15 protein-coding genes and 1 rRNA gene are annotated in these 17,439 nt (G+C 70.0%); 15 read left to right on the forward strand and 1 reads right to left on the reverse strand.

Going from position 1 to position 17,439, the window contains the following annotated elements:
• The first annotated feature begins 5 nt into the window (after positions 1-5).
• The 13 genes from rrf to E4P42_RS15520 all read left to right on the forward strand — a co-directional run bounded on the left by rrf (position 6) and on the right by E4P42_RS15520 (position 12,712).
• Positions 6-119, forward strand: a 5S ribosomal RNA gene (gene rrf / locus E4P42_RS15465).
• 137 nt (positions 120-256) lie between these two features.
• Entirely contained in the window at positions 257-1,081 is an 825-nt protein-coding gene (locus E4P42_RS15470; RefSeq protein WP_135126963.1) for a tetratricopeptide repeat protein, read from the forward strand.
• Position 1,082: 1 nt separating this feature from the next.
• Entirely contained in the window at positions 1,083-2,093 is a 1,011-nt protein-coding gene (locus E4P42_RS15475) for an HAD-IIA family hydrolase (protein ID WP_135126964.1), read from the forward strand.
• 11 nt (positions 2,094-2,104) lie between these two features.
• Positions 2,105-2,278, forward strand: coding sequence for a hypothetical protein (locus E4P42_RS27005; RefSeq protein WP_167759500.1), 174 nt, complete (start codon positions 2,105-2,107; stop codon positions 2,276-2,278).
• Between the two features lie 5 nt (positions 2,279-2,283).
• Complete coding sequence (locus E4P42_RS15480) at positions 2,284-3,093, forward strand: TlyA family RNA methyltransferase (protein WP_135126965.1); 810 nt, start codon at positions 2,284-2,286, stop codon at positions 3,091-3,093.
• Positions 3,090-4,013, forward strand: coding sequence for an NAD kinase (locus E4P42_RS15485; RefSeq protein ID WP_135126966.1), 924 nt, complete (start codon positions 3,090-3,092; stop codon positions 4,011-4,013). The genes E4P42_RS15480 and E4P42_RS15485 overlap by 4 nt, the downstream gene beginning before the upstream one ends.
• Before the next feature lie 6 nt (positions 4,014-4,019).
• A complete protein-coding gene (gene recN, locus E4P42_RS15490) occupies positions 4,020-5,789 on the forward strand; it encodes a DNA repair protein RecN (RefSeq protein ID WP_135126967.1) in 1,770 nt (589 codons plus the stop codon).
• A gap of 92 nt (positions 5,790-5,881) precedes the next feature.
• Entirely contained in the window at positions 5,882-7,066 is a 1,185-nt protein-coding gene (gene steA / locus E4P42_RS15495; RefSeq protein ID WP_135126968.1) for a putative cytokinetic ring protein SteA, read from the forward strand.
• Between the two features lie 9 nt (positions 7,067-7,075).
• A complete protein-coding gene (locus E4P42_RS15500; protein ID WP_135126969.1) occupies positions 7,076-8,017 on the forward strand; it encodes a copper transporter in 942 nt (313 codons plus the stop codon).
• A 128-nt stretch (positions 8,018-8,145) separates the two neighbouring features.
• Positions 8,146-9,915 carry a CTP synthase gene (locus E4P42_RS15505; protein WP_135126970.1) on the forward strand — a complete coding sequence of 590 codons (1,770 nt, stop codon included), beginning with the start codon at positions 8,146-8,148 and terminating at the stop codon, positions 9,913-9,915.
• Positions 9,908-10,525 carry an NUDIX hydrolase gene (locus E4P42_RS15510; protein WP_135126971.1) on the forward strand — a complete coding sequence of 206 codons (618 nt, stop codon included), beginning with the start codon at positions 9,908-9,910 and terminating at the stop codon, positions 10,523-10,525. Before E4P42_RS15505 ends, E4P42_RS15510 begins: the two co-directional genes overlap by 8 nt.
• Positions 10,525-11,481 (forward strand): site-specific tyrosine recombinase XerD, encoded by a 957-nt coding sequence (gene xerD / locus E4P42_RS15515; RefSeq protein ID WP_135126972.1) that lies wholly within the window; start codon positions 10,525-10,527, stop codon positions 11,479-11,481. Before E4P42_RS15510 ends, xerD begins: the two co-directional genes overlap by 1 nt.
• A 94-nt stretch (positions 11,482-11,575) precedes the next feature.
• Positions 11,576-12,712: a methyltransferase gene (locus E4P42_RS15520; protein WP_135126973.1), complete on the forward strand. Its 1,137-nt coding sequence runs from the start codon at positions 11,576-11,578 to the stop codon at positions 12,710-12,712.
• On the opposite strand, the gene E4P42_RS15525 is transcribed toward E4P42_RS15520, so the two are convergent.
• Positions 12,666-13,937, reverse strand: coding sequence for a cytochrome P450 (locus E4P42_RS15525; RefSeq protein WP_245234043.1), 1,272 nt, complete (start codon positions 13,935-13,937; stop codon positions 12,666-12,668). The two genes, E4P42_RS15520 and E4P42_RS15525, sit on opposite strands and share 47 nt — an antisense overlap.
• Before the next feature lie 1,116 nt (positions 13,938-15,053).
• Here E4P42_RS15525 and E4P42_RS15530 point away from each other — a divergent pair.
• Both E4P42_RS15530 and E4P42_RS15535 read left to right on the forward strand, forming a co-directional pair.
• The gene (locus E4P42_RS15530) at positions 15,054-16,784 is read left to right on the forward strand and encodes a thiamine pyrophosphate-binding protein (protein WP_135126974.1); all 1,731 of its coding nucleotides are present in this window, start codon (positions 15,054-15,056) and stop codon (positions 16,782-16,784) included.
• Complete coding sequence (locus E4P42_RS15535) at positions 16,765-17,430, forward strand: SRPBCC family protein (RefSeq protein ID WP_135126975.1); 666 nt, start codon at positions 16,765-16,767, stop codon at positions 17,428-17,430. The genes E4P42_RS15530 and E4P42_RS15535 overlap by 20 nt, the downstream gene beginning before the upstream one ends.
• Positions 17,431-17,439 lie beyond the last annotated feature (9 nt).

Raw genomic sequence — 17,439 nt, forward strand, 5'->3', positions numbered from 1 at the left:
AAAGTTACGGCGGTCCATAGCGGCAGGGAAACGCCCGGTCCCATCCCGAACCCGGAAGCTAAGCCTGCCAGCGCCGATGATACTACCCACACGGGTGGAAAAGTAGGACACCGCCGAACACACATTAGAAATCGCCCCCCACGTATTCGTGGGGGGCGATTTCCATTTCGCATCGGAATTCGAATACCTGACGCGAATTGTCGGTCATTCCGGCCGGCACGTAAACTCGCGTCGAGAGCAACGGCGGAAGGCAGACGTGGGCGAGGACAAGCAGGGCGGGCGCGACGAGCGTCGCCCGCGGCGGACGTCGAACCCGGGCGGACCGCGGCGTTCCAGCGGCCAGCGCGGCGCCGGCCGGACTTCCGGCCCCGGTCGCGCCAGGCCGGCGCAGCCCCGGACCGGCAACGACGACGCCAGGTCCGACGCCCCGCCGATCCCGCCCGAGATCGAGGCCAAGCAGCTGGCCCCGGAGATCCGCGGCGAATTGACCACGCTGGACCGGTTCACCGCTGACGCGGTGGCCAGGCATCTCGTGGCCGCGGGGGAACTCCTCGAGGAGGATCCGCAGGCAGCGCTCGCCCATGCGCGGGCCGCGCGAGCCCGCTCCGGACGCATCGCCGCGGTGCGAGAGGCGGTCGGGATCGCCGCCTACTACTGCGGGGACTGGGCGCAGGCACTGGCCGAACTGCGGGCCGCGCGGCGGATGGGCAGCAAGTCGCCGCTGCTGGCGCTGATCGCCGACTGCGAACGCGGAGTCGGACGGCCCGAGCGCGCGATCGAACTCGCCCGCAGCCCCGAGGCCGAGCAGCTGACCGGTGACGACGCCGACGAGTTGAAGATGGTGGTGGCCGGAGCCCGCGCCGATCTCGGCCAGCTCGAACAAGCGCTCGCCATCCTGGCCTCGCCGCCGCTGGATCCCACGCGGCGCGGCCCGACGGCGGCCCGGCTGTTCTACGCCTACGCCGAGACCCTGCTCGCCCTCGACCGCAGGGACGACGCGCTGCAGTGGTTCCTGCGCGCCGCGGCCGCCGACCTCGAAGGCGTCACCGACGCCGAGGACCGTGTGACGGAACTCAGCTGACGTGACGACCCTTGGCGCCCAACACGACTGCTTGCTGCTCGACCTCGATGGCACGGTCTTCCGCGGTCATGAACCGACCGTCGGGGCGGTCGACACCCTCGGGGCCATCGGCGCGCGGGTCCTCTACGTCACCAACAACGCGTCGCGCAGCCCGGCCGACGTCGCCGGACACCTCGAGCAACTCGGTTTCCGCGCCGGTCCCGCCGATGTGGTCACCAGCGCCCAGAGCGCGGCCGGCTTGTTGGCCGATCAACTCGACCCCGGCGCCCGGGTGCTCGTCGTCGGCACCGACGCGCTGGCCGACGAGGTGGGGCTGGTCGGCCTGCGGCCCGTCCGCCTCTTCTCCGACGACCCCGTCGCCGTGGTGCAGGGCCACAACCCCCAGACCGCGTGGCCCGACCTCGCGGAGGCGGCGCTCGCGCTACGGGCCGGCGCGCTGTGGGTCGCGGCCAACGTCGACCTGACGCTGCCCTCGGAGCGGGGACTGCTGCCGGGGAACGGATCGATGGTCGCGGCGCTGCGGGCGGCCACCGCCCGTGAGCCACAGGTGGCCGGTAAGCCGCAACCCACACTGATGTCGAATGCCCTGAGTCGCGGCGACTTCCGCACCCCGCTGGTCGTCGGCGACCGGCTCGACACCGACATCGCGGGGGCCACCGCCGCGGCGCTGCCGAGCCTGCTCGTCCTCACCGGCGTCAGCACCGCCGACGACACGCTGCGCGCGGTCCCCGAGGAACGGCCCGACTACATCGGGGCGGATCTACGGGCCCTCGACGCGCCCGCGGAACAGTTGCGCGTCGGGCCCCACGCGGCGTGGGACGTCGAGGTGTGCGACGGGGAGGTCACCGTCTCGGCCACCGGCGCGGACGGCGACGAGCTGTCGGTGCTGCGCGCGACCGCCCACGCGGTCTGGCAGGCGGGAGTGGGCCGCGGTTTCGCAGTCCGCGCGGGTGACGACACCGCCGCCGCCGCACTGCGGCGCTGGTCGCTGCTCACCGCGCCGATCGACTAGCGTGAAGCCCGATGAGCATCCAGCCCGAGCAACTCCGTGACGAGGTAGCGGCGCTGCTCGCCGATCTTCCCGCCCCGGACAGCGGCGATGAGTTGGCGGCCGGCGACATCGACATGATCGCCGCGCGGTTGGAGGAAGCCCACGATCTGCTGGTGCGGGCACTGGCAGCGGTCGAGAAGGGCTGACGGCGGTGACGCGGCGGGCACGCGTCGACGCCGAACTGGTACGGCGCGGACTCGCGCGCTCGAGGCAGCAGGCCGCCGAGCTCATCGGGGCGGGACGCGTGAGCGTGGACGGGATGCCCGCGGCCAAACCCGCGACCGCCGTGGCGGTCACCGCCCACATCGTGGTCCAGGCGGCCGACGAACGCACCTGGGTGTCGCGCGGGGCGCACAAACTCCTCGGGGCGCTGGACGCATTCGGGGTGGACGTCGACGGACGCCGCTGTCTGGACGCCGGCGCATCGACCGGCGGATTCACCGAGGTGCTGCTCGACCGTGGCGCGCGCGAGGTGGTGGCCGTCGACGTCGGCTACGGCCAGTTGGCCTGGTCGCTGCGCTCCGATGCGCGGGTGGTGGTGATCGAACGCACCAACGTGCGCGACCTCACCGCGGAGGCGATCGGCGGTCCGGTCGAGTTGATCGTGGCCGACCTGTCCTTCATCTCGCTGGCCACCGTGCTGCCCGCGCTGATCGCATGCGCGTCACCGGACGCGGATATCGTTCCCATGGTGAAGCCGCAGTTCGAGGTCGGCCGCGAGCGCGTCGGCGCGGGCGGGGTGGTGTCGGACCCGGCGCTGCGCGCCGACGCGGTGCACAGCGTGGCCGGCCGGGCGGCCGGCATGGGCTGGCAGACGGTCGGGGTGACGGCCAGCCCGCTGCCGGGGCCATCGGGCAATGTGGAGTACTTCTTGTGGCTGCGGGCCCGCACCGATGCCGGCCTCCGCGGTGACGACCTCGAGCACGCGGTGCACCGCGCCGTGACGGAAGGACCGCAATGACGTCTGAGCGCACCATCCTGCTTGTGGTCCACACGGGCCGGGACGACGCCACCGATGTCGCCCGCAGGGTGCAGAAGATGTGCGGGGAGCGCAAGGTCGGGCTGCGCGTGCTGGCCGCCGAGGCCGTCGACCGTGGCCCGGTGCACCTGTCCCCGGACGACATGCGCGCGATCGGCGTCGACATCGAGGTGGTCGACGCCGACGAACGCGCCGCCGAGGGCTGCGAGCTGGTGCTGGTGCTCGGCGGCGACGGCACGTTCCTGCGCGCCGCCGAACTGGCCCGCAACGTCGAGATCCCCGTGCTCGGCGTCAATCTCGGCCGCATCGGCTTCCTCGCCGAAGCCGAGGCCGAAGCCATCGACAGCGTGCTCGAACACGTCCTCAACCGCGACTACCGCGTCGAGGAGCGCATGACCCTCGACGTCGTGGTCCGCGCGGAGGGCCGCATCCTCACCCGCGGCTGGGCGCTGAACGAGGCCAGCCTGGAGAAGGGGCCGCGACTCGGGGTGCTCGGCGTGGTCGTCGAGGTCGACGGCCGACCCGTCTCGGCGTTCGGCTGCGACGGGGTGCTGGTGTCCACACCGACCGGGTCGACGGCCTACGCGTTCTCCGCGGGCGGGCCGGTGCTGTGGCCGGACCTCGAAGCGATCCTGGTGGTGCCGAACAACGCCCACGCCCTGTTCGCCCGGCCGATGGTCACCAGCCCGGACGCCGCGATCGCGATCGAGATCGAGGGGCGGGGTCACGATGCGCTGGTGTTCTGCGACGGGCGTCGCGAGATGGTGGTGCCCGCCGGCGGCCGGCTCGAGGTGACCCGCTGCGGAACGCCGCTGAAGTGGGTGCGGCTGGACAGCGCGCCGTTCACCGACCGGCTGGTGCGCAAGTTCCGGCTCCCGGTCACCGGATGGCGGGGGCAGTAACCGCTCGTGCTGTCGGAGATCCGCATTGCCTCGCTGGGTGCCATCAGCAGCGCCACCGCCGAGTTCGACCGCGGCCTGACCGTGCTCACCGGCGAGACCGGCACCGGTAAGACCATGGTCGTCACCGGGCTGCACCTGCTCGGCGGCGCGCGCGCCGACGCCACCCGGGTGCGCTCGGGTGCCGAGCGTGCGGTCGTCGAAGGCCGATTTCTGACCACCGATCTCGGCGATGGCGTGGCCGGGCGCGTCGACGACCTCCTCGAGACCTCCGGCGCCGACCGCGACGACGACGGCAGCATCATCGCCGCCCGCTCGGTCAGCCGGGACGGCCCGTCGCGGGCGTATCTGGGTGGACGCAGCGTGCCGGCGAAATCACTGAGCACCTTCACCAACGAGCTGCTGACCCTGCACGGCCAGAACGACCAGTTGCGGCTGATGCGCCCGGACGAGCAGCGCGCCGCGCTCGACCGGTTCGCCGGGGTGGACAAGCCGATGGCCCGGTATCGCGCCGCTCGTGACCAGTGGCTCACGGCGCGCCGCGACCTGGCCGACCGCCGGCAACGCGAACGGGAGCTGGCCCAGGAGGCCGACCGGCTGAAGTTCGCGCTCACCGAGATCGAGGCCGTCGATCCGGTGCCGGGCGAGGACGACGCGCTGGTCGACGACATCCGCCGGCTGTCCGAACTCGACGCGCTGCGCGAGTCCGCGCAAAGCGCCCGGTCGGCGCTGAGCGGGGAGGACGAGGACCTGGCCGCCGAATCGGTGTCGGCGGCCGACGCCGTGGCGCATGCGAAGTCGGCGCTCGAGAGCACCGACGACACGACCCTGCGCAGCCTGGCCGCCCAGCTCGCCGAGGCGCTGGCGGTGATCGGCGACGTCGCCGGGGAACTGGGCGACTACCTGGGAGCGCTGCCCACCGACGCGAGCACGCTGGAGACCAAGCTGGCCCGTCAGGCCGAGCTGCGCACGCTGACCCGCAAGTACGCCGCGGACGTCGACGGTGTCCTGGACTGGGCCCGGCAGTCCCGGGAACGGCTCGAACAACTCGACGTCTCCGAAGAGGCGCTGGCCGGGCTGGAACGCCGGGTGGCCGAGCTGCAGGCCCACGTGGTGGCCGCGGCGGCCGAGCTGACCAAGGCCAGGGCCAAAGCGGCCAAGGGGCTGGCCAAGGCGGTGACCGCGGAGCTCTCCGGGCTGGCGATGGCCGGCGCCGAGTTCACGGTCGGCATCGCGCCGATGGCGGTCCGCGCCGACGACTCCGCGCCGCTCACCCTGGCCGACGGCACGGTCGTGCACGCCGGCCACGACGGTGTCGATGCCGTCGACTTCGGATTCGCCGCCCACCGCGGCACCGACGTGCTGCCGTTGTCGAAGAGCGCCTCGGGCGGTGAGCTGTCCCGGGTGATGCTGGCCATCGAGGTGGTGCTCGCCGCCTCGGCGGAGGGCACCACGATGGTGTTCGACGAGGTCGACGCCGGTGTGGGTGGACGCGCCGCGGTGCAGATCGGCCGACGGCTGGCGCGGCTGGCGCGCACCCATCAGGTGATCGTGGTGACCCATCTGCCGCAGGTCGCCGCCTACGCCGACGTTCACCTCGTGGTCGACAGCGGCGGGCAGACCCGGAGCAAGGCGAGCACCGTGCGCCGCCTCGACGACGACGAACGCGTAGCCGAACTGGCGCGGATGCTGGCCGGACTCGGGGAGTCCGACAGCGGACGTGCGCACGCGCGCGAACTCCTCGACGCCGCGGCGGCCGATCGGACGGCGCCCGGCTGACGCTGTTACTGATGTGACAGAAGCGAACTTGTGAGGCCATTGTTACGGCGCGCCTCCACCTCTACTTGAGGGTTGGCCGACAATATGGCGGCATGAAGATGTCAGCGCTGCTCACCCGTAATGCCAGTTCACGGCCGGGAATCACCGGCACTGCCCGCGTGGACCGCGACATCGACCGCCTGCTGCGCCGGATCGGGCCCGGTGACATCGTCGTCATCGACGCCCTCGACCTCGACCGCATCACCGCCGACGCGCTGGTCGAGGCGCGCGTCGCCGGTGTGGTCAACGCCTCGCCCTCGATCTCCGGGCGCTACCCGAATCTGGGGCCGGAGGTGCTGGTCGCCAACGGCATCGCGCTGATCGACGAGACCGGGCCCGAGGCGTTCAAGAAGATCAAGGACGGGCACCGGGTGCGGCTGCACAACGGCGGCGTCTACTCTGGGGACCGGCGCCTGATCGCGGGTACCGAGCGCACCGACCACGAGATCCACGAGCTGATGCACGAGGCCAAGAGCGGCTTGGTGGCACATCTCGAAGCGTTCGCGGGCAACACCATCGAGTTCATCCGCAGCGAGAGCCCGCTGCTCATCGACGGTATCGGCATCCCCGACATCGACGTCGATCTCAACCGCAGGCACGTGGTGATCGTCGCGGAGGAACCGAGCGCCGCCGACGACCTCAAGGCGCTCAAACCGTTCATCAAGGAGTACCAGCCGGTGCTGGTCGGGGTCGGCACCGGCGCGGACATCCTGCGCAAGGCGGGGTACCGTCCGGCACTGATCGTCGGCGACCCGGACCGCATCAGCGCCGAGGCGCTGCGCAGCGGTGCCCAGGTGGTGCTGCCCGCCGACGCCGACGGCCACGCCGCCGGACTCGAGCGGATCCAGGACCTCGGGGTCGGCGCCATGACGTTCCCCGCCGCCGGTTCGGCCGCCGACCTGGCGCTGCTGCTGTGCGATCACCATGGCGCGTCGCTGATCGTGACCGTCGGCCACACCGCCAGCATCGAGGAGTTCTTCGACCGCAGCCGTCAGCGCAGCAATCCGTCGACGTTCCTCACCCGGCTCAAGGTCGGCGAGAAACTGGTCGACGCCAAGGCCGTCGCGACGCTGTACCGCAGCCGGGTGTCCGGCGGCGCGATCGCCCTGCTGATCCTGGCGATGCTCATCGCGGTGATCGCCGCGCTGTGGGTGTCGCGGGCCGACGCCGCGGTGATCGAGTGGGTCCAGCAGTACTGGAACCAGTTCCTGCTGTGGGCGCAGGGCTTGGTCAGTTAGGAACTGATCGTGATTTCGCTTCGCACACACGCGATCTCGCTGGCGGCAGTGTTCCTGGCGCTGGCGATCGGCGTCGCACTGGGCTCCGGCCTGCTGTCGAACACGGTGCTGTCGGGCCTGCAGGACGACAAGACCGAACTGCAGAACCAGATCGGCGTGCTCACCGAAGAGAGGAACGCGCTGAACGAGAAGCTCAGCGCGGCCCAGGACTTCAACGCGCAGATGGCCCCGCGCGTGGTCCGCGACGCACTGGGTGGCAAGTCGGTGGTGATCTTCCGCACCCCGGACGCCGAAGACGACGACGTCGACGGGCTGACCCGGATGGTCGGTCAGGCCGGCGGCACGGTCAGCGGCACGGTGGCGCTGACCCCGGAGTTCGTGGAGGCCAATTCCGCAGAGAAGCTGCTGTCGGTCGTCAACTCGCCGATCCTGCCCGCCGGCCAGCAGCTGGCCACCACCTCGGTCGACCAGGGCTCTCAGGCCGGGGACCTGCTCGGTATCGCGCTGCTGAACAACCGCGACCCCGCCGCCCCGAAGGTCGGCGGCGCCGACCGCGAGACCGTGCTGGCCGCGCTACGCGACACCGGGTTCCTGACCTACGGCCCCGAGCCGGTGGGTGCGGCCGACACCGCGCTGGTCGTCACCGGCGGTCCGCTCGGCGACGACGCGGGCGTGCGCGGCGCCACCGTCGCGCGGTTCGCGGCGGGTCTTGCCGAGCACGGGTCGGGCACCGTACTGGTCGGCCGCGACGGATCGGCCTCAGGCACCGGCGCCGTCGCGGTGACCCGCTCCGACCCGGCGCTGTCCGGCGCCGTCAGCACCGTCGACGACGCCGACACCGAATCGGGCCGCATCACCACCGTGCTCGCGCTGGCCGATCTGCTGGGCGGCGCACGGCCGGGGCAGTACGGAACGGGGCAGGGCGCCGGGGCGGTGACCATCGCCCAGTAGCACCGACCGGCGCGCCAACGACGGCATGTCGGCGTCGGTGTTAAGGTGGGGTTCCGTGGGTCGGCAGGCCCCAAAGCTAGGACAAAGCCTAGAAAAGTAAGCCCTGCCCGTCGTCACGGAGGTTGTTCTTGCCCGCGCTACGCAAGCATCCGCAAACGGCCACCAAGCACATCTTCGTGACCGGTGGCGTCGTCTCCTCGCTGGGTAAGGGCCTCACCGCCTCCAGCCTCGGACAGCTGCTCACCGCGCGGGGCCTGCAGGTCACCATGCAGAAGCTCGACCCGTACCTCAACGTCGACCCCGGCACCATGAACCCGTTCCAGCACGGTGAGGTGTTCGTCACCGAGGACGGTGCGGAGACCGATCTCGACGTCGGCCACTACGAGCGGTTCCTCGACCGCAACCTGTCCGGGTCGGCCAACGTCACCACCGGCCAGATCTACTCGTCGGTGATCGCCAAGGAACGCCGCGGCGAGTACCTGGGCGACACCGTGCAGGTGATCCCGCACATCACCGACGAGATCAAGAGCCGCATCCTCGAAATGGCCGAGGCCGATCCGCAGGGCAACCGGCCCGACGTGGTGATCACCGAGGTCGGCGGCACCGTCGGCGACATCGAATCCCTGCCGTTCCTGGAGGCCGCCCGCCAGGTCCGCCACGAGGTGGGCCGGGACAACTGCTTCTTCCTGCACTGCTCGCTCGTGCCGTACATGGCGCCGTCCGGTGAGCTCAAGACCAAACCGACGCAGCACTCGGTGGCCGCGCTGCGCAGCATCGGCATCACGCCCGACGCGCTGATCCTGCGCTGCGACCGGGATGTGCCCGAGCCGCTGAAGAACAAGATCGCGTTGATGTGCGACGTCGACATCGACGGCGTGATCTCCACCCCGGACGCGCCCTCGATCTACGACATCCCCAAGGTGCTGCACCGCGAGGAACTCGACGCGTACGTGGTGCGCCGCCTGAGCCTGCCGTTCCGCGACGTCGACTGGACGCAGTGGAACGACTTGCTCAAGCGGGTACACGAACCGCACGAGACGGTGCGGATCGCGTTGGTGGGCAAGTACATCGACCTGTCCGACGCCTACCTGTCGGTGGCCGAGGCGTTGCGTGCCGGCGGGTTCGCCCACCATGCCAAGGTCGAGATGCGCTGGGTGGCGTCCGACGACTGCGAACTCGACACCGCCGCCGCCTCGGCGCTGGCCGACGTCGACGGGATCCTGATTCCGGGCGGCTTCGGCATCCGCGGCATCGAAGGCAAGATCGGCGCCATCGCGTACGCCCGCAAGCGGGGCCTGCCCGTGCTCGGGTTGTGCCTGGGCCTGCAGTGCATCGTGATCGAGGCCGCCAGGTCGGTGGGGATCACCGGGGCCAACTCCGCGGAGTTCGACCCCGGCACACCCGATCCGGTGATCTCGACGATGGCCGATCAACGCGATGCGGTGGCGGGGGAGGCCGACCTCGGCGGCACGATGCGGTTGGGCGCCTATCCGGCTGTCCTGGAGGAGGGCTCGATCGTGGCGCGGGCGTACGACTCCACCGAGGTGTCCGAACGGCACCGGCACCGCTACGAGGTCAACAACGGCTACCGGGACCGTATCGCCGAGAGCGGTCTGCGCTTCTCCGGCACCTCGCCCGACGGCCATCTCGTGGAATTCGTCGAGTATGACCGCGAGGTGCACCCGTTCCTGGTCGGCACCCAGGCCCACCCGGAGCTGAAGAGCCGGCCGACCCGGCCCCATCCGTTGTTCGCCGCCTTCATCGGCGCCGCGCTGGAGTACAAGGCCGGCGAGCGGCTACCGGTGGAGATCCCCGAGCATCGCTCCAACGGCGCCGGGCACACGGAGGACGCCGGGCTGGCCGGGCAGCTGCTGCAAGAACCCGCGTCCCGTGGCTGAACACGATTTCGAGACCGTCGACAGCCAGACCCTCTACATCGGTAACATCTTCGCGCTGCGCGCGGACGAGGTGCGGATGCCGGGTGGGAACACCGCCCGTCGCGAGGTCGTCGAGCACTACGGAGCTGTCGCCGTCGTCGCGCTCGATGACGACCGCAACGTCGCGATGGTCTACCAGTACCGCCACCCGCTCGGTCGCCGGCTGTGGGAGTTACCCGCCGGGCTGCTCGACATGGGCGGTGAACCGCCGCACCGCACCGCCGCCCGAGAGCTCGAGGAGGAGGCCGGCCTGGCGGCCGAGCAGTGGCGGGTACTGGTCGACCTCGATTCCGCGCCCGGCTTCAGCGACGAGAGCGTGCGAGTGTTCCTCGCCACCGGCATCCGTGAGGTCGGCCGGCCCGAGGCACACGACGAAGAGGCCGACCTGATCGTCAAGCGCGTGCCGCTGCCCGAGGCGGTGCGTATGGTGCTGTCCGGAGAGATCGTCAATTCGATTGCGGTGGCCGGGATCCTGGCCGCCAACACGGTGGGCGACGGCAACGCGCTCCGGCCGGTCGACGCGGTCTGGACCGACCGCCCGAGTGCATTCGCGCGCCGGAAAGGGCACTGATGACCACCTCGGCGGTTGGGCGTTCGGTCCTCGACGACCAGCTGCAGGGGTACCTCGACCATCTGACCATCGAACGCGGCGTGGCCGCCAACACGCTGAGCTCCTACCGTCGCGATCTGCGCCGATACGCCGAGCACCTGACCGGACGCGGTATCGACGATCTGGCCCGGGTCACCGAAACGGACGTCAGCGAGTTCCTCGTCGCGTTGCGCCGCGGGGATCCGGACACCGGGGCGCAGGCGCTGTCCGCGGTGTCGGCCGCGCGGGCCCTGATCGCGGTGCGGGGCCTGCACCGCTTCGCAACCGCCGAGGGGCTGACCGACATCGACGTCGCCCGCGCGGTCAAACCGCCCACGCCGGGCCGGCGGCTGCCCAAGAGCCTCTCGATCGACGAGGTGCTGGCACTTCTGGAAGGGGCAGGGGGCGACAGCGACGCGGACGGCCCGCTGACGCTGCGCAACCGCGCCCTGCTCGAGCTGCTGTACTCGACCGGCGCGCGCATCTCCGAGGCGGTCGGCCTGGACGTCGACGACATCGACACCGACGCCCGCTCGGTGCTGCTCCGCGGTAAGGGCGGCAAGCAGCGTCTGGTGCCGGTCGGCCGGCCCGCCGTCGCCGCGCTCGACGCCTATCTGGTGCGCGGCCGGCCGGACCTCGCCCGGCGCGGACGAGGGACGCCGGCGATCTTCCTCAACGCCCGCGGTGGCCGGTTGTCACGGCAGAGCGCCTGGCAGGTGCTGCAGGACGCCGCCGAGCGCGCCGGAATCACCGCCGCGGTGTCGCCGCACACGCTGCGGCACTCGTTCGCCACCCACCTGCTCGACGGCGGCGCGGATGTGCGGGTCGTGCAGGAGCTGCTCGGCCATGCGTCGGTGACGACCACCCAGATCTACACCATGGTGACCGTGCACGCGCTGCGCGAGGTCTGGGCGGGCGCGCACCCGCGCGCGCGGTAGCGCTGCACGAATTGCTTGACGCAGCAACGAGATTCGCCGACGACCAGGTTTCGTAGTATGGACAATCGGGGGGCCCGGGGATAGTCTTCGGTCGATGTCTGAGCGCGCCGGACACATCGGGAAACCGCCGCGGCTGCCACCTCCACGAGTGGTCCGCGTCGTGGAGAGGGCGCGGACGGTCCTGCACCGTGCGTACACCCGGGCCGTCCCGCCGTTCGCCGGAGTACTGGACCTGACCATGGGCTTCGCCGTCGCCCAGTGCATCTACGCGGCCGCGCGCCTCGGGATCGCCGACGTGCTCGCCGAGGGACCGATGACGGTCGCGGACATCGCGTACCGGGTCGAGGCGGATCGCGCGTCGCTGCACCGCGTGCTGAGGGTGCTGGCGGCTCAGCAGATCTTCCACGAACGGCGGGACGGCCGGTTCGAGATGACCGCTCTGTCCCAGGCCCTGCGTGCCGACGCCACCGTGTCGATCCGCCCACTCCTGTTGATGCTCAGCCATCCGTTCTACTGGGAGCACTTCGGCAGGTTGACCGACGTGGTCCGGACGGGCGAGACCAGCCTGGACGCCGAATACGGCAAGGGACTGTTCGAGTGCCTGCAGGAGGCACCCGACCTCGCGCGCGTGTTCAACGACGCGATGTCATGCGTGACCGCGATGTCGATTCCGCCGGTGCTCGCCGCCTACGACTTCTCGCGGTTCGGGACGATCGTCGACGTGGGCGGGGGTTACGGGGAGATGCTCACCGCGATCCTGGGCGCCGCCAACGCAGCCCGCGGAGTGCTCGTCGAACTGCCCGCGCTGGAAGGGCAGGCGCGCGAGACGTTCCGTGCCGCCGGCATGGAGGGCCGCGCGACCGTTGCGCCCGGATCGTTCTTCGACAGCGTGCCCGGCGGTGGCGACCTCTACGTTCTCAAACACGTCCTCCACGACTGGTCGGATGAGCGAGCGGCGGACATCCTGAGGCGGGTCCGCGAGGCCATGTCCCCGGCCGCGACACTGCTGCTGATCGAAGCGGTCATCCCGCGCGGGAACGGGCTGCATTTCGGCAAGCTGCTCGATCTGGACATGCTGGTCTTCGCCGGTGGACGGGAACGGACCCGCGTCGAGTTCTCGGCACTGCTGCGCGACAACGGCTTTCAACTGAGACGCATCGTGCCCACGGTGACCCACCTGTCGCTCATCGAGGCGACAGTCGCTCCGGCCGCTGCGTCACCTGCAGCATGACCGTGCCGGCAGGCGCCACCGCGATGCCGCGGGCGACGCTGCGCGGCGGCGACGATCCGGCGGCCGCTCCGGACGGACGGAGGTCGAGTGCGGTCAGGATGGTGCCGAGCGCCACGGCCAGTTCCGTGATGGCGAACGAGGCGCCGATACACCTGCGGTAGCCGCCGCCGAACGGCGCGTACTCGAACGGAGACGGCCGGAACCGAAGGAACCGGTCCGGATCGAACCGGTGCGGCTCTGCCCAGATCTGCGGATTGAAATGCAAGGCGTAGAGCGCGACGCCGACCACTTGCCCGGCGGGGTGGATCCGTCCGCCGACCGAGAGTGGTGCGGTCAGGCGCCGCAACACGATCGGCACCGGCGGGTGCATCCTGAGCACCTCCTTGATCACCGCCCCGAGGAACGGGAGCGCGGCGATGTCCGTCGCCGTCGAGCAACCGGCGAGCTCGGCGAGTAGCCGGTCGCGCACCGACCGGTCATGCGCCACATGGTAGAGCGCCCACGTCAGCGTCGACGCCGTGGTTTCGTGCCCCGCGGCGAGGAGTGTCCGCAACTGGTCGAGCGTCTCGGCGTCGGTGCGGCCTCGGCCGGACTCGTCCTTGGCGGACAGCAGCAGATCGAGCATGTCGTCGCCCACCGGGTGCGGCGGCCGCCGCGACGCCATGTCCTCGGACAGCAGGCGGTCGAGGTGGTCGCGCAGGCGCAACAGCCGCGCCCACGGCCCGCGTCCGGCGACGGCGTGGCGCAGCGCAGGTACCAACATGAGCGGTGCGGTGTTGGCCGCCAGGAGGTCTGTCACCGCCCGGGTATAGAGCGCCCGCCGCTGCGGATCGGTGACACCGAACACCACCCTGATCGCCACGTCCAGGGTGATGTCCAGGGCGAGTTCGTAGGCGTCGACGGTGTCGCCGACCTGCAACGGGCCGATCCGATGCGCCGTCGCCTCCGCGATCACAGCGGCATACCTCTTGATCTGTTCACCGTGCAGCGCCGGAGTCAACAGCACCCGCTCGCGGCGGTGTTGATCGCCGGACAGCAGGATCAGCGAAGCCGGTCCGACCACCGGCTCGATCGGGTTGGGCAACGGTGCTCGACATCCAGCCGCAGGTGCGGTGAGGACATCCCGCGCCGCCTCGCTGGTGCCGTGGAACACCACCTGACCGAGCCCCGGAAAGTGCAGTTCGAACGCGCGTTGGGTGGTGGCTCTGTCCGTGAAGAAGCCCACGGGATCGGCTGCCGCTTTAGCGGCCCTCAGGAGGGCGAGAGGCAAGGTGGGGGTCGGGGCCTTCACCACGGTGACACCTCACCTCGGCGTGGTCCCGGCGGAACGATTTTGCTGCGCACCGTCATCGGCGGTGTCATGACTGCGCAATTGTGTCCCGGAGGGTGGTAGATATTCCCTGGCCGCGTGCATCCCAGCTGACGGGTGAGGGCAGGGCCGACAGTGGCATCGCGATGCCTTTGCGCTGGTGGAAGGTTTGCGCATGGCTCTGTCGCTTCCTTTGGCAAACACTTCCCCGGCGTGGTCCCCGCCGTGCTCTTGCGAGCCGGGCAGGCGTCGGACGCGGCGAATAATCCGAAGGAGGCCGGTGGCCAATTTGCGCGATTGCGGTCGCGCTGGGTCCTAGGCCCATCGCATTCGAGCGTGTGTAATTGACTGCTCGGTAAATCGACCGTCGAATGTATTTTCACTCGCATTTCCTGTTCGCGTCTTAACGACATACCAAAACGCCGATTTCTGACCACATATTGAATTTGCGAGCCGGAGTATCGACCGGCAGTCCGATGCTCAGGCTACGCGCGGTGGGCCGGCTCGACGTGTGGTTCCGTTATCTGAATCACCTTTGCAGCCATGTTGTGATATGGATCACAGTGCGAGAAGCGCCGATCCGCGCCGACTCGGGGACGGCTTCCGATCGCCGCTGTTGGCAGGTGCCAGACGCGGTGTTGTCGTCGGCGCGATCGACACCGCTGGGATGGCGCCCGGGCGGTCGGCGCGTATGGCGAGTCATTGCTGTTCTCGGCGGTTCACGGGGCACCCGGAGTGGCAGGCGCACCGCGGTGCCCGGTGCCGGCCATCTCCTCAACAACGAAATCAGAGCATTGATGTTTGCCCACCAGTGACGAAATGGCTGGTAAAACTGTGCGCAGGCGAGCCGAGAGGCGAAGTCGATGTTGATCGAGAAACCATCTCGTCGCTATCACGAAAAAAATTCTGGTGAACCAGATCGGCGAGCGTAACGTATCTCACTCGAGAGGTGGAATCGCATTCCGAGTTCGCCAGTCGATGCCGGAGTGCGGACGACGAGGGGTGTGCGCGAGGGGAGGCCGAACGATGGCCATGGCTACTCCCATCCGGGTGGTCGATCACATCGTCGACTATCTGGCCTCAGGCGGGGTTCGTCATGTTTTCGGGGTGGACGGCGCGAACATCGAAGATGTCTACGACGCCGCCCACTTCCGTGACGACATCACCGCGGTGTTGGCCAAGCACGAGTTCTCCGCGGCGGCCATGGCGGACGGCTACAGCCGCAGCGGCGCCGGGCTGGGCGTGGTGATGGCTACCTCCGGCGGCGGATCGCTCAATCTCATTCCCGGACTGGGTGAGTCGCTGGCCAGCAGAGTGCCGGTGCTTGCGCTGGTCGGTCAACCACCGCTGTCCCTGGACGGGCGGGGGAGCTTCCAGGACACCAGCGGGTGCAGCGGCTCACTGGACGCCGTGGCCCTGTTCTCGGCGGTGTCGGTGTTCTGCGAACGGATCACCACACCCGCCGACATCCGCACCGCCCTACCGCGCGCGGTGCGGGCCGCGTTCTCCGGAGGGCCTGCGGTCCTGCTGTTGCCCAAGGACATTCAGCAGGCAGAGCTCAGCGCCGAACACGCCGCGGTCGGGCGGAACGGCCGTTCTCCCCGGCCGCGGCAGATCGGCGACCCGCGCCCGATCGCGCGGGCTCTCCGTAAGGTCGACGGCCCCGTGACGATCGTCGCCGGCGAACAGGTCATCCGCGACGACGCCCGTGCCGAACTCGAGCAGCTCAGGGCGATCCTGCGGGCGTGTGTCGCGGTGGTGCCCGACGCCAAGGACGCGGCAGGCACCCCGGGCATGGGTTCGTCGTCAGCCCTGGGGGTGACCGGCGTGATGGGTCATCCCGGGACCGCGGAGATCATCGCCGGCAGCTCGGTCTGCCTACTGGTCGGCACCCGCCTGCCTGTCACCGCGCGCGCGGGACTGGACCGGGCGCTGGCCGGGCCGCGACTGCTGTCGATCGGGGCGGCTGCACCGTACATCCCGTGCACGCACATCCACAGCGACGACCTGCAGGCCGCGCTCCCGCTGCTCAGCCGCGGGCTCACCGGGCACGGGCGGCCCCACGGATTGCGTGTCCCCGCCGCGATTCCCCGCACCGAGCTGTCCCCGCCTGCGTTCGAGGGGTCTGGAGTGCGCTACCGCGCGGCGATGAAGGCGCTCGACCGACTGCTGCCCGACGACGTCGACATCGTCGTCGACGCCGGGAACACCGGTGCGGCTGCCATTCATCACCTCCCGTGTCGGCGCCGGGGCCGATTTCTGGTGGCTCTGGGCATGGGGGGCATGGGCTACAGCTTCGGCGCGGGAATCGGTGTCGCCTTCGGGCGGGGCCGCCGCACGGTGATCATCGCCGGTGACGGTGCCTTCTACATGCACGGCCTCGAAATGCACACCGCGATCCAGCACCGGCTGCCGGTGACATTCGTGTTGTTCAACAACAACGCGCACGCCATGTGTGTCACGCGCGAGCAGCTGTACTACCGAGGCCTCTACAGCTACAACAGATTCGATCCCGCGCGCCTCGGCGCAGGGCTGGCCGCCATGTTCCCGGGCATGCCGTCGGTCGACGTCACCGACATCGGGACCCTGGCCACCGCGCTGGACTCCACGCTGCACACCAACGGTCCGTCCGTCGTCGCGGTCGAATGCTCCGCCGACGAGATCCCGCCGTTCGCACCGTTCTTGGCCGCGGGCCAACCCGCGGCCCCCAGCCTGCCCACGACCCTCGAGGAGGAGCGGATCGATGTCCCTGCCAGCGCTTGACGATATCGTCACCCACACCGGCACCGCGCAACCGATCGACGGTGTGATCCGGATCGAGACCTCACCGCGGGAGCGGGCCACCCCGATCATCATGGACATGATGCGGTCGGTGTATCCGCACGACGAGGTGTTCGGCGAGTTCTGCACGGTCAACAGCTATGTCGACTGTCCACCGGACGAGTTGTTCGACTACCTCGCCGACACCCGCAGCCTGGAGGAGTGGACCTACAGCCTGCGCGGTTTCGAGCCCACCGACGAGGACGGACTGTGGCTGGCCTGGGACCGGCTCGGCTCCGAGACCGAGATCTACACCAGGACCGTGTCCAATCGCGATGCCCGCACGGTCGACTATCACTGCGCGTGGGACCAGGGCAGGCATCTGTGGATGATCTACCTGATGCGCGTCGTCGACGCCCGCGTCGTGCTCGACAAGCCGGGCTCGGTGGTGTTGTGGACCAATTGCCACCACCCGTTCTACGACAAGAACCCCTACCCGGAGACCGCGCCGCCGCAGCGGCCCGTGTGGGTCGGCGACTTCTGGGACATGTTCGGCGCCGGGCATCTGCTCGAACTGAAGAACCTCAAGGCGATCGCCGAGTACCGACATCGCAACGGCCTGCCGATCACACCGGCCTGGATGGATTGAGGCACCCGA

The sequence above is a fragment of the Mycobacterium sp. PS03-16 genome (genome assembly GCF_004570325.1).
Taxonomy (GTDB): Bacteria; Actinomycetota; Actinomycetes; order Mycobacteriales; family Mycobacteriaceae; genus Mycobacterium.

What these genes read in the sequence shown, in the direction of transcription:
- E4P42_RS27005 (WP_167759500.1), top strand. Translation starts at nt 2,105, where the DNA reads ATGAGCATCCAGCCCGAGCAACTCCGTGACGAGGTAGCGGCGCTGCTC.
- E4P42_RS15485 (WP_135126966.1), top strand. Translation starts at nt 3,090, where the DNA reads ATGACGTCTGAGCGCACCATCCTGCTTGTGGTCCACACGGGCCGGGAC.
- steA (WP_135126968.1), top strand. Translation starts at nt 5,882, where the DNA reads ATGAAGATGTCAGCGCTGCTCACCCGTAATGCCAGTTCACGGCCGGGA.
- xerD (WP_135126972.1), top strand. Translation starts at nt 10,525, where the DNA reads ATGACCACCTCGGCGGTTGGGCGTTCGGTCCTCGACGACCAGCTGCAG.
- E4P42_RS15520 (WP_135126973.1), top strand. Translation starts at nt 11,576, where the DNA reads ATGTCTGAGCGCGCCGGACACATCGGGAAACCGCCGCGGCTGCCACCT.
- E4P42_RS15530 (WP_135126974.1), top strand. Translation starts at nt 15,054, where the DNA reads ATGGCTACTCCCATCCGGGTGGTCGATCACATCGTCGACTATCTGGCC.
- E4P42_RS15535 (WP_135126975.1), top strand. Translation starts at nt 16,765, where the DNA reads ATGTCCCTGCCAGCGCTTGACGATATCGTCACCCACACCGGCACCGCG.